The organism is Polynucleobacter ibericus, assembly GCF_018687955.1.
Classification (GTDB): Bacteria; Pseudomonadota; Gammaproteobacteria; order Burkholderiales; family Burkholderiaceae; genus Polynucleobacter; species Polynucleobacter ibericus.
Genome location: NZ_CP061309.1, coordinates 179,063 through 191,394, shown reverse-complemented (window position 1 = coordinate 191,394; position 12,332 = coordinate 179,063). Strand labels below are relative to the sequence as shown.

Annotated in this window: 14 protein-coding genes; 8 read left to right on the top strand and 6 right to left on the bottom strand. The window is 45.2% G+C overall.

The annotated features are described in order from the left end of the window. Positions 1–21: 21 nt before the first annotated feature. Together rpmA and rplU are read right to left on the bottom strand one after the other, a co-directional pair. Positions 22–282, bottom strand: coding sequence for a 50S ribosomal protein L27 (rpmA, locus tag AOC20_RS01050; protein WP_011902041.1), 261 nt, complete (start codon positions 280–282; stop codon positions 22–24). Positions 283–301: 19 nt separating this feature from the next. Then, a complete protein-coding gene (gene rplU, locus AOC20_RS01045) occupies positions 302–613 on the bottom strand; it encodes a 50S ribosomal protein L21 (protein ID WP_011902040.1) in 312 nt (103 codons plus the stop codon). Between the two features lie 75 nt (positions 614–688). Between rplU and AOC20_RS01040 the strand changes: the two genes are divergently transcribed. Further along, on the top strand, positions 689–1,693 hold the full coding sequence (locus AOC20_RS01040) for a polyprenyl synthetase family protein (RefSeq protein WP_215360725.1): 1,005 nt from the start codon (positions 689–691) through the stop codon (positions 1,691–1,693). On the opposite strand, the gene AOC20_RS01035 is transcribed toward AOC20_RS01040, so the two are convergent. Continuing rightward, positions 1,690–2,625: a hypothetical protein gene (locus tag AOC20_RS01035; protein ID WP_215360723.1), complete on the bottom strand. Its 936-nt coding sequence runs from the start codon at positions 2,623–2,625 to the stop codon at positions 1,690–1,692. The two genes, AOC20_RS01040 and AOC20_RS01035, sit on opposite strands and share 4 nt — an antisense overlap. A gap of 56 nt (positions 2,626–2,681) precedes the next feature. On the opposite strand from AOC20_RS01035, the gene AOC20_RS01030 reads away from it, so the two are divergent. Further along, positions 2,682–3,449, top strand: a complete 768-nt coding sequence (locus AOC20_RS01030; protein WP_215360722.1) for a fumarylacetoacetate hydrolase family protein — start codon at positions 2,682–2,684, stop codon at positions 3,447–3,449. A gap of 84 nt (positions 3,450–3,533) precedes the next feature. Here AOC20_RS01030 and AOC20_RS01025 read toward each other — a convergent pair whose 3' ends face one another. Together AOC20_RS01025 and AOC20_RS01020 are read right to left on the bottom strand one after the other, a co-directional pair. Then, complete coding sequence (locus AOC20_RS01025) at positions 3,534–4,553, bottom strand: 2-dehydropantoate 2-reductase (RefSeq protein WP_215360721.1); 1,020 nt, start codon at positions 4,551–4,553, stop codon at positions 3,534–3,536. A 100-nt stretch (positions 4,554–4,653) separates the two neighbouring features. Further along, positions 4,654–6,069 (bottom strand): high affinity choline transporter 1, encoded by a 1,416-nt coding sequence (locus tag AOC20_RS01020; RefSeq protein WP_215360720.1) that lies wholly within the window; start codon positions 6,067–6,069, stop codon positions 4,654–4,656. Positions 6,070–6,187: 118 nt separating this feature from the next. Between AOC20_RS01020 and AOC20_RS01015 the strand changes: the two genes are divergently transcribed. Next, positions 6,188–7,162 carry a squalene/phytoene synthase family protein gene (locus tag AOC20_RS01015; protein ID WP_215360719.1) on the top strand — a complete coding sequence of 325 codons (975 nt, stop codon included), beginning with the start codon at positions 6,188–6,190 and terminating at the stop codon, positions 7,160–7,162. Between the two features lie 6 nt (positions 7,163–7,168). On the opposite strand, the gene AOC20_RS01010 is transcribed toward AOC20_RS01015, so the two are convergent. Beyond that, positions 7,169–7,681, bottom strand: coding sequence for a methylated-DNA--[protein]-cysteine S-methyltransferase (locus AOC20_RS01010; protein ID WP_215360718.1), 513 nt, complete (start codon positions 7,679–7,681; stop codon positions 7,169–7,171). Positions 7,682–7,799: 118 nt separating this feature from the next. On the opposite strand from AOC20_RS01010, the gene AOC20_RS01005 reads away from it, so the two are divergent. From AOC20_RS01005 to coaE, 5 genes are read left to right on the top strand one after another with little or no spacing between them, the layout of a single operon-like run. Beyond that, positions 7,800–9,095, top strand: a complete 1,296-nt coding sequence (locus tag AOC20_RS01005; RefSeq protein WP_215360716.1) for an HlyC/CorC family transporter — start codon at positions 7,800–7,802, stop codon at positions 9,093–9,095. Further along, positions 9,092–10,171, top strand: a complete 1,080-nt coding sequence (locus AOC20_RS01000; RefSeq protein ID WP_215360714.1) for a GspE/PulE family protein — start codon at positions 9,092–9,094, stop codon at positions 10,169–10,171. The genes AOC20_RS01005 and AOC20_RS01000 overlap by 4 nt, the downstream gene beginning before the upstream one ends. Next, a complete protein-coding gene (locus AOC20_RS00995) occupies positions 10,162–11,208 on the top strand; it encodes a type II secretion system F family protein (RefSeq protein ID WP_215360713.1) in 1,047 nt (348 codons plus the stop codon). The genes AOC20_RS01000 and AOC20_RS00995 overlap by 10 nt, the downstream gene beginning before the upstream one ends. After that, entirely contained in the window at positions 11,208–11,708 is a 501-nt protein-coding gene (locus AOC20_RS00990) for a prepilin peptidase (protein WP_215360712.1), read from the top strand. Before AOC20_RS00995 ends, AOC20_RS00990 begins: the two co-directional genes overlap by 1 nt. After that, positions 11,663–12,325, top strand: a complete 663-nt coding sequence (gene coaE, locus AOC20_RS00985) for a dephospho-CoA kinase (RefSeq protein WP_215360711.1) — start codon at positions 11,663–11,665, stop codon at positions 12,323–12,325. Before AOC20_RS00990 ends, coaE begins: the two co-directional genes overlap by 46 nt. Positions 12,326–12,332: the final 7 nt, after the last annotated feature.

Below are 12,332 nucleotides of genomic sequence, written 5' to 3'. Positions count from 1 at the left end.
AACGTGTCTCAGTCAGGCGCCTTATGAACGAGGCAAGACTGAAACTTGGGCCTTCTTCAAAGCACCCTTAACGCCGAATTCCACTTGGCCGTCAATTAAGGCGAACAAAGTGTGATCCTTACCAATACCAACGTTAGCACCTGGATGTACACGTGTGCCACGTTGACGAATGATGATGCTGCCAGCATTAATATGCTCGCCGCCAAATACCTTAACGCCTAAGCGTTTCGATTCTGAGTCGCGACCATTTCGTGTTGAGCCGCCGCCTTTTTTCTGTGCCATATCTTTCTCCTACCCTGAATTAGGCTTTAATCGTGTTGATCAAAATTTCAGTGAAATTCTGACGATGGCCTTGGTGCTTTTGATAATGCTTGCGACGGCGCATCTTAAAGATTGTCACTTTATCGTGACGTCCCTGGGAGACGACAGTGGCCATCACAGCTGCACCATTAACCAATGGATCACCTAATTTCAGTGAAGCGCCTTCGCCAACGGCGAGGACTTGGTCAAGAGTGATTTCGCTGCCGATTTCCGCTGGTATCTGTTCTATTTTCAATTTTTCGCCTGCAGCAACTTTATACTGTTTGCCACCGGTTTTTATGACCGCGTACATGGTTTGAAACCTCAATTAATATCTACATTTAAGCTAATCCACCCTGGACCAGCTAAGCCCATTATTATATCTTGCATGCCGAGCACTGTCAAAATCAATGACTTAAGCCAAATTCTGGCCCCAATTTCCTTAGATTTCAAGGCTTTAGACGAGGTTATCCGTCAGCGTTTGGCCTCAAAAGTTGCCTTAATCGACCAAATCTCGGGCTACATCATCCAGGCTGGGGGCAAACGGGTAAGACCTGCCCTGTTGATGCTGGTAGCCAAAGCCTTGGCTAATGGCAAGAAGATACCCCACACCCTAGAAATGTCCGCTGTCGTCGAATTTATTCACACGGCTACCCTGCTTCATGATGACGTCGTCGATGAATCTACCCTCAGAAGAGGTCGCGAGACCGCAAACGCTGCTTTTGGTAATGCGGCTAGCGTTTTAGTGGGTGACTTCCTATATTCCAGAGCTTTCCAAATGATGGTGGGTCCAAATGATCTGAGGGTTATGCAAATTTTGTCCGACGCAACTAATACGATTGCCGAAGGCGAAGTCTTACAACTTCTGAATATGAACGATCCAGAGGTAGATGAAGCTAGCTACCTACAAGTCATCCGTTATAAAACCGCTAAATTATTTGAGGCGTCTACAGAACTTGGCGCCATTCTGGCAAATGCTAGCGATGCACATCGAGAACAAGCCGCTGCATTCGGCCGTCATATCGGCACCGCTTTTCAGCTCATGGACGATTTACTCGACTACACAGCCAATGCTGCGCAGATGGGGAAAAATGCAGGTGATGATTTGCGCGAAGGAAAACCGACACTGCCACTGATTTACTTGCTCGAAAATGGCAGCAATGAGGAACGTCTTCTTGTTCGTGCAGCGATTGAACAAAACCAAGATTTACCAGATGATGTATTTGCACAAATTCTGGCTGCCGTACAAAACTCTGGTGCCTTAGACTACACGCAAGCAGCCGCAAAACGTGAAGCAGATTTGGCTTTAGACTGCCTGAAAGAGTTTCCAGAGAATGAAGCAAGTGCGGCACTAAAAGCACTATGTGCCTACTCTCTTACAAGACAAACTTAAGTCCCCAAACTGCTTGCCCTGAGCTCACGCGCAGTAATCCGCGCCTGTTCTGCCTCTTCACGTAAACGCATCATTTCTTGCGCAGATAAGTTCTCTAGATTTGAGTAATCCAATTTCCACAATGGATCAACTGACCATACCAACGGGGATTGAATAGTCGTACGCGCAGCGGGAGCTGACTCTAGCAAGCGCAAGGCTAAGTCAAAATTGAAGTCCTGTGATGGAATATTGTTTGGCTTTGCAGCTGCATTACCTAATGGAAAATCACTAAATAAAAATCGCGGCACACCACAATACTCAACAATATCTTTAGCAGCACCCATCACTACTGTAGAAATTCCTGCAGCCTCTAAATATCGTGCCAACAAGCTTTGGCTCTGATGACATATCGGACAGTTTGGGATTAATACGGCCACATCCACACCATCCGCTTGAAGCATTTCCAACACAAGAGGGGCATCAATCTCCAGAGTGTGGCGTTGACTACGATTAGTGGGCAATCCATACAAGTTTGGTGAAAGCATCTTTACCCTACCTGCAGTAACTACCCTCTTCGCTGCTTCCAACGGAAACCAGCAATTGGCATCTGTCATATTGGCATTCTGACGATCAATTCCAACATGAGCGATTCGTAAATCAATATTGCCATCGATCGAGAGTTGATAAGGCTGATAAAACTTTGCTGATGCGTTATAAGGCGCCCCCTGGCCTTGATCCCCCTTTTCCGAGTTATAGGGAACAGCGGTGGTAATTAAGCCCAACACAGACTGAGAAAGTGACTTCTTAAGAGGGGTAAATGGCACATCAATGAAGTGGGCCCATACATATGGATTCTCATAGCCCAAGCCGAGGTAATAGCTACGGGTTCGCTCCATGTAACGAACCGGCTGATCCTGTTCTGGTGCAAATGCAAGCTCAGAAGTCTTAAACATCAATCCACCCCTGTAAGATATTGCATATCAAATATTTAACTTCATAGGAACTCATTATGGCTCAGTGGCTTAGATTTCAGCATCAAGGAAAAAGTGGTTTAGGGCAAGTGCAGGGGAAGCAAATCGCCGTATATGAGGGGGATTTATTCAAAGGACCGAAGGCTACCGGCGAAACTCTCCAACTAGCCGACGTCACTATCGACATCCCTTGCACCCCCTCAAAAATGGTTGCCATGGTGGATAACTTTCATGCATTGGTAACCAAGCTTGAGCATGCTGTGCCAGCAGAGCCTTTGTACTTCCTCAAGGGAAATAATTCTTTCTTGGCAGCAAACCAAGTCATTCGGACGCCAAAGTCTTACTCTGGAAAAGTAGTTTATGAAGGGGAGCTTGGCATAGTCATTGGAAAGCGTTGTCATGAAGTCGATGAGACTGAAGCAGGCAAAGCGATCTTTGGCTACACCTGCATCAACGATGTCACCGCTATTGAGATCCTGAATCGTGATCCCGGATACGCACAGTGGACCCGCGCAAAGAGCTTTAATACCTTTGGTGTATTTGGCCCTTACATTACTACCGATGTAGACCCAAGCAAGCTCACGATTAAGACGATCCTGAATGATCAAGAACGTCAAAATTACCCGATTGCAGATATGATTTTCTCGCCCGCAAAACTAGTGAGCTTAATTTCTCAAGATGTTCCACTTGAAGCTGGTGACATTATTGCTTGCGGTACCTCAGTTGGCGTTGGCTCGATGAAGCCTGGCAGCAACGTGAGCATCATCATTGATGGTGTAGGCCGTCTTGATAATCGCTTCGAATAACACCTTCAATAACTGACGGCTTTTAAAACAAAAACCCTTGCTATGTTAAGTAGCAAGGGTTTTTTGTTGCTTTAAATTTACTGTTTAATAACCGGATACAGAAGGCAATGCAAGGCTGCCTTTGGAGGCTTGGACATTTTCATCCAAATATTTAGTCAAAGCAAATACGGTGTTTAAGCAAGGTGTTGGAGTTTGAGTAATCTTACCAAGCTCGATTACTGAGCCCAACAAAGCGTCAATCTCTAAGCTGCGACCAGCCTCTAAGTCTTGCAACATAGAAGTTTTATGTTTACCGACTTTTTCTGCGCCAGCGATACGACGCTCAATGTCAACGCGGAAGGTCACGCCCAACTTCTCTGCGATAGTTTGAGCTTCAGCCATCATGTTGCGCGCTAACTCTTTGGTCAATGGATATTGGCAGATGCCCTCCAAGGTACCATGTGTCAGCGAGCTGATTGGGTTGAAAGTCATGTTGCCCCAAAGCTTGAGCCAGATCTCAGAACGGATGTCTTCCAAAATAGGAGATTTGAATCCAGCTGCACCCATCATCTCAGACATCTTTTGAATACGATCGGTAGTTTTACCATCCAATTCACCCAATGGGAAACGATTACCTTCAACGTGACGGATGACGCCAGGAGCTTGAGTAAACGTTGCTGGATACACCACACAACCAATGATGTTGTTTGGATTAATGGAGCTCTTAGCTACACCACCAACATCCACTGTTTCAACTGAGTGATCTTGATACTCGCCACCCAACTTCTGGAAATACCACCAAGGGATTCCGTTTTGCATTGGGATCAAAATTGTTTCAGGACCCATGATGGCAGCCAAATCATCGATGATCGGCTCAACTTGATGGGCCTTCACTGCCAGAATGACAACATCTGGAGTTTCCGCATCGCGAATTTTTTCTACAGCTTTCACTTGAGCAACCAAAGGTTCTGGTTGGTCGTCCATAATCAAGGCGAGGCCACGCTCTTTGATTGCAGCCAAAGTGGCACCACGTGCAACAACCGTTACATCATTACCTGCTCGCGCCAACATGACAGCTAAGTAGCCGCCAATAGCGCCACCCCCACCGATCACACAGATTTTCATAGGAACTCCATAAGAACTAAAAATTTTGAATTAGATCTATTTTAATTGGGATTTTGCGCTGCAGCAATTTTAATTGCCTAATTTTTAAGCAATTAATACCTCAAATGCCCTTTAATGAATCTTTTGGCACCAAACTACCCAAAATCATTCCGGCAATACTTGCTAATAAACCGGCTAATTGGGGCGGCAAAATAGCATTTGGAGCCAAAATTTCACAGCTAATCCAAATACTTAATCCCCCCACCACTGCTAGCAATCCACCTAAGGAGTTGGCTCGCGACCAATACACCCCAAACGCTAAGGGTACAAAAGCGGCAACTAAGGTTACTTTGTAGGCACTCTCCACCATTTTAAAAATAGAAAGCTCGGAGTTCACAGCAAAGAAAGTTACTACCACTGCAAAACATAAGACTGTAATTCGCATGACTTTTAGCAAATCATGATCGGACAAATGCTTAAAAAATCCCCGCACAATGTTTTCGGCGAAAGTAACTGATGGCGCTAATAAGGTGGCACTGGCACAACTTTTGATAGCCGATAGAAGCGCGCCAAAGAACATCACCTGCGCAATCAGTGGAGCGTGATTAAGAATCAGTTTAGGTAAGATCATTTGAGGATCTGTGTTGAGATACGTCTTCACCAAATCCGGATCAATCAAGGTTGCTGAATAGGCCAAGTACATTGGTACAAAAGCAAAAATAAAATAGAGTACGCCACCGAGTAAGGCTGCTTGCACTGCAATATTGACGTTTTTGGATGAAGTAATCCGCTGGAAGACGTCTTGCTGAGGAATAGATCCCAACATCATGGTGCACAAAGCAGCTACAAAGCCCAAGATCGAAGCTAAATTCATATCCGGCCAGAAGTTACTAAATTGACCAGCAGCCGCCGCATGCTCAATCACTACGCCGACGCCGCCAGTCTGCATGGTCATCTCGCCGCCGATGTAAAGCATGCCAATCACAATAATGATCATTTGAATAAAGTCAGTAATAGCAACTGACCACATCCCACCGAAGAGGGTGTAAATCAATACGCTACCTGCACCAATCAACATGCCGCCTGTTTGAGAAATACTACCGTCTGACACCACGTTAAATACGAGCCCAAGTGCTTTAATTTGTGCAGCCACCCAACCCAGATAAGAAACCACAATACAGAGCGTTACTAAAACTTCTACAGTGCGGCCATACTTCTCACGGAAAAAGTCGCCAATAGTGAGCATGCGGCGGTTGTATAAATGACGGGCAAAAAAGAGGCCAACTAAAATCAAGCATAAGGAAGATCCAAATGGATCGGAGACTACGCCCCCTAGTCCCTCTTTTAGAAAAGTAGCTGGAATTCCAAGAACAGTTTCAGAGCCAAACCAAGTGGCAAAAACAGTGGCAGTGACAATCGGCAAAGGAAGGCTGTGCCCAGCTGCAGCAAAGTCAGCAGTATTTTTGACTCTAAGGGCAGCCCACAAGCCAATGCCAACTGAGATAACCCAGTAAATAACGACGAACCAAATGAGCACGCCTAATTACTCCTTCTGAAATTTGATGAAATTATATGGCTTTGTCACTTTTAGTAGATAACAAAAAGCATCTCGTTGGAGCACCCCATAAAAGACGCCGGTCTGACATAATTCAAGAGTGAGAGCCCCTAAAAAACCCCTGATATCAGGCCAATCCGCCGACGTGGCTTATCAAAAAGCCATTCTAGGTTCCGTATCACGCACTTTTGCCCTTACTATCCCGTTACTGCCGCCAAACATCGAAAAGGTCGTCGGCAATACCTATTTGCTCTGCCGTATTGTTGACACTATTGAGGATGCGGCAGACTTAAGTGCGCAGGCTAAGCAATCACTATCGGCGCTCTTTCTGGATGCGGTGCTAGAAAAGGTCCCTGTAGAAACGTTTGTTCAGCCTTGTTTAGAAGCGTTAGAGAATTACAGTAACCGAGATGAGTTAGATTTAATTGCCCATACGCCAACTGTTTTGCGTATTTTGCATACCTGCTCTAACCATGACCAGGAAGCAGTGAGTCGCTGCGTTTCCATCATGTCTGAAGGTATGTCCTACTTTCATGGAAAACAGAATCAAACCGGCCTTCAAGACCTCGCTGAGTTTGAACAATATTGTTATGTAGTTGCAGGCGTCGTTGGAGAACTACTAACCACAATCTTTAGCAATCACTCCCCTGACTTTAAAGCCCGAATAGCGGGGCATGAAAACCTGGCAATCGCATTTGGTCAAGCACTTCAAATGACCAATATTCTCAAAGACTCTCCTGAGGATAAAGCGCGCGGCGTATCCTGGAAGCCAGTGAATGTAAGTCAGGCAGACCTCCTGAACATTGCTTATCAAAAACTACAAGACTCGCTAGATTACATTCTGTTGATCCCCAAACAAGAACAGGGTATGAGACGCTTTTGTTTTTTAGCCTTTGGCTTAGCGGTAATGACGCTGTCGAAGATTGCCAATCAAAAGCAATTTGATAACAAGGATGAGGTAAAGCTCTCAAGAAGCTCTGTTATGAGCTTCTATAGCTTCACACGGTGGGCTGTCAGAAGTGATTTACTGATGAAAAGTTTTTTCTATTTCACCAGCAGATCACTCGCTAAATAAGCAAGCCTATAAAGCACCTTCGTGCTTAAGAAGCCAAAGCTTAATTTGGCGATAAAGACCAGGGGAGTTTTCTTTCATAAAGCCACCAATTCCCTGGGCTGACACCACTCTATGACACGGTGTAATTATGGGGTAAGGATTCGCGCCGCATGCCGTACCTACCGCTCTTGCCCCACTTTTAATTTCCTTAGCTAACTCACCATAAGTTTTCGTCTTACCTGCAGGCATCTCTTGAATGTTGGCCCAAACTTTTCTCTGATGGACAGTCCCGGCTGGTTTAGTGGGTAAATCGAATTGCCAATGAGGGGTCTTAAAGTAGGCCTTACACTGCCGCACAACCTCCTTGGCTAATTGGTTCTGCGGAGAGATCAAAGCCGTATTGGCGGGCAAATAATCAATCCTAGAAATCATCAAACTGCCCTCAACCAATTCCGTCAAAATTCCAAGACACCCAAAAGGTGCCTCCACGACGCAATAGCTAGCGCCTTCAGCGAGCTTTAAAGGGAATGATCTAGCCATAGCGATTGATTCTGACACAATTAAACAAGACAGATGACAGTCCTTTACTCTATAGCTATAGCCTGTCATATGCCACTTTGCTATATTGACTCATCCTTACTTTTTTCAGGCAGACTCCATGGACAACTTTTTTGACGATTGGCCCTTTTATGGTCAAGTTGCTCTAGTCCTATTTTTACTTGCACTCTCTGGTTTTTTCTCTATGGCAGAAACCAGCATGCTATCCTCCAATCGCCATCGCCTGCGCGCCATGGCCAATGGTGGCAATGCAGGTGCAGCGCTCGCCGAAAGACTCTTAAAGCGCATTGATTCCCTGCTATCAGTACTACTGATTTCCAATAATCTGATTAATACCGTTTTACCCATTCTAGTAACGGGCATTGCCCTGCATATTTTTGGTGACAGTGGCCTCGTTCTCTCGATTGCGACTTTAGTAGTTGCCTTGCTCATCATCATCTTTAGTGAAATTACTCCCAAAGTGATTGGTGCTGCATTCCCCGAAAAGATCGCCTCCAGTGTCGGCTGGTTTATTTTGCCGCTTACTTTTGTTCTTAAACCTTTGCTTTGGTTTATTAATAGCTTTGTCTCCGGCCTGATGAGGGTTTCTGGATTGCAATCCTCTTCGGATAGTAGGGCGATGAGCAAAGAAGAGTTACGCAGTCTTGTGTTGGAATCAAATCGCTTTGTTTCCAATCATCACCGCAATATTTTGCTGAATCTGTTTAACCTCGAAAACATTACTGTTGATGATGTGATGACACCGAGAGCCAAGATTGAAGTTTTGGATCTTTCAAGACCGATTGATGAAGTCATTCAGCAGCTAGAAACCTGCTATCACAATAAATTACCAGTCTGCGATGGAGATTCTGAACGTATTGTTGGCATCCTCTCTGTCAAAAAGGCATTGTCCTTATTGGGTGATACCGATCTAAAACATGAAGACTTTAGATCCCTATTGAATGAGCCCTACTTTATCCCCAGCGGTACGCCTGTCTTACAGCAAATGCAATTTTTCCAAGATAACCAACAGCGTTTAAGCCTGGTAGTAAATGAGTATGGCGAGGTTCTAGGTTTGGTGACATTTGAAGATATTGTGGAAGAACTCATTGGTGAGTTCACCACCTCTTTTTCTAATCTTTCAACCGATCCCCGTTGGCTTTCTGATGGCACCTACCTGGCAACTGGAAGTGCTTCTCTCAGGGACCTTAATCGACTCCTAAATCTGAATCTTCCCCTGGATGGGCCGCGCACATTGAATGGGCTCATTCTCGAAAAACTTGAGGCCATTCCAGATCATGATGTCAGTATTCGTATTGCTGGAATCGTTATGGAAATCGTGCAGTTTGATGAGCATGGTGTCAAAACAGTGAAGCTTTATCGTCCCAACAGCAATCTAACTCCAGCGCAAGATTGAGCATTGTTGCTGATGACTCACTAATCATTCGCACTTGGTATGAAATTGCTGCACATGCCCTGGATGCTAGAGCAAGTGATATTCATATAGAGGCAGGAACACTGGCTACCCTGATTCGTATTAGGGTAGATGGTTTACTGCAAATTCAGTCGCACTATCCCATTGAGTTTCATGACCGTCTCATTACACGCATCAAGGTTCTTGCCCGCCTAGATATTGCAGAAAAACGTCTTCCGCAAGATGGGCGCCTATGTATTGGTCATGACTTCTCCAAGCCCAATATTGATTGCCGTGTCTCGATTTTGCCAACGCTTCATGGAGAAAAGGCAGTTATACGAATTTTGCCAAGTTGCGTAGACGATCTAAATCTTGAAGAAATTGGACTTCTTTCAGACCAGCTAGAGATATTTCAGCAAGCGCTCGTCCAATCTAATGGACTCATCTTAGTTACAGGACCAACTGGTAGCGGCAAGACACGAACGCTCTATAGCTGCCTTCGTCAACTCAATCAAGATCATCGCAATCTTTGCTCTATAGAAGATCCTGTTGAAATTCGTCTTGCGGGAGTGAACCAGGTGGCCTACCACCCAAAGGCGGGTTTAGATTTTCCAACTATTATTCGCGCCCTATTGAGGCAAGATCCTGATGTCATCATGATTGGAGAAATACGGGATACCGCCACTGCCCATTTAGCTATTCAGGCAGCGCAGACTGGACATCTCGTACTGAGCACATTACATACTCGCAATGCCTCTGGCGCAGTTCCCAGACTCAAAAATCTTGGGGTTGATCAGGAGTCTATCGAGTCCTGTCTCTTAAGCGTAAGTTCACAGCGTTTAGTACGTAAGACTTGTTTGGAATGTCTCAAGCAAAATGAAGCATTCAAGACTCAATGCCAAGCCTGTAAAGGTAGCGGTTACTTTGGGCGTATTGGTATTCATGAAGTATTGAGTAAGAATAATTTATTTAACCCATCTGCTTCGCACCTCAGTATGCGAGACGCTGGGCTCATTCAAATGCATGCAGGCCTCATTAATCAAGCAGCCTTGGATGCAGAAGTGGGTACATGGCATTAAGCAAGCAGGATCAACTTCATTTTGCTGAGCAACTCGTGACGCTATTGGAGGCGGGTCTACCCCTCTTAAACGCAATTGAACTCATTTATTCAAGCGCTCCCAAAGCCTGGCTTTCTTGGGTTAAGAGCATCTACACGCAACTCAAAAAGGGAGAAAGTTTTTCTCAATGCCTACGCGCCCAAAAAAATGCATTCTCAATGGAGTTTATCAACCTCATTCGTGTAAGTGAGAGAACTGGGGACTTCAATCTAGCTTTGAAAACGATTTGCCAGCAACTTGAGGCTCAAATTGAATTGCGTCGAAAAATTCAACAGGCAATGAGTTATCCCATCGTCACCCTTACGAGCTCTTGCCTGCTCATCATCGTCATGATGATTTGGGTTGTACCCGTTTTTAAGGATGTTTTTGCCCATTTTCAAGCGGAGCTGCCAACTCCCACCAAGGCATTAATTGAGGCATCCTCATGGTTTGAAAAATTTTATATTGCGATAGTAGTGTGTCTGACTAGCTTTGCAGGTCTCTTTGGTCTTGCGTGGATAAAACTTCCTAACCTACAAAAACGGTGTGATCGAATCAGCTTTTGCATCCCCATCATTGGCCAGCTACTGAGATTAGCAACCCTCACCTATTGGTGTCGGACATTTGGTCATTTACTGAAATCAGGCTTACCCCTGCCAGATGCACTTCGAGTCACTGCGCAATCTTCTAACCACTGGCTTAGCCATGACCTGAGTGCTGAAATCTTCAAGCAAGTAACCCGTGGCTGGCCTCTCGGAGATGCCATGGTGAGAGCAGATCCCAAACGTCTACTATTTGATTTGGAGACATTACAACTCTTGCGTATAGCGTCTGAAAGTGGCACCCTCGCTGAAATGCTACAAAAACGCGCATCAACATTAGGCGCCCAATTAAGCAATCGACTCAACACCTTAAGCCAAAGCTTGGAACCCCTATTAATTATTTTTGTTGGGCTCATTATTGGAAGTCTAGTCATAATCTTATATCTCCCGATCTTTAACCTAGGACAGATTGTTTAATGGGCAACATTGTTTTTCTGAACTGGATACAAATAGTCCTCATCCCAGTCTTGATGTATTTAGCCTATATAGATCTACGCACCTTCCGATTGCCAGATGTCATCACGCTGCCCTTAATCCTATCTAGTCTATTGGTAAGCGGCCTATCCAACCAAGGATTTGTCTCTTTTCAGGACTCATTCATTGGGGCAACCTTAGGCTATGCCTCCCTTTGGCTCTTAAACTCTCTTTATCGATTAGCCAAAAAGCAGGATGGCATTGGTATGGGGGACGCCAAACTGTTGGCAGCTTTGGGAGCATGGCTTGGCTGGTTTGCCTTGCCCGGCATTTTGCTGATGGCATCCTTAGTTGGGCTAATTGGGGGCTTCATTTGGTTGAAATGGAATAAACAAAATCATCGTTCTGCATTTCCGTTTGGCCCCTTTCTTGCTATTGCTGGCATCATTGAGTTGTTATGGCCACAGACCCTACAAACCCTTCTTCTGAGCAATCTAGCCTAGGCACACTTAAAGGGCATGCGCCCTTTGTAGGCCTTACTGGTGGCATTGGCTCCGGGAAAACCGCTGTCAGTGATCAGCTCGCTCAATTGGGTGCGGGTGTTGTTGATACTGATCTGATTGCCCATCAGATCACCGCACCAAATGGTTCGGCAATTCCCTCCATTCAAAAACAGTTCGGCACAGAGTTTATTGACCCTAGTGGAGCGCTGGATAGAGTGAAGATGCGTAGCCTAGTATTTTCCAATCCAGAGGCAAGAAAAGCCTTAGAGACAATTACCCACCCACTCATTCGGGAAAAAACCATCAGCCAGGCCAAAGGACTAATAGAGGCAAAGGTTCCTTACCTTGTTTTTGTAGTTCCCTTGTTAATTGAGTCCGGCAACTGGTTATCTTTCTTGGACTACCTCGTGGTAGTTGATTGTCCGGAGGAAGCTCAAATTGAGCGCGTGATGCACCGCAGCAATTTATCCCGAAATGAAGTTGAAGGAATCATTCAGGCTCAGGCCAGCAGACAAGAGCGTATTGCTCATGCGGATATGGTGATCGAAAACCAAGGTAGCCTGGATGACTTAAAAGCAGATGTATTGAAATTGCACCAAAAAATCTTACAGATTTAGAAAGATC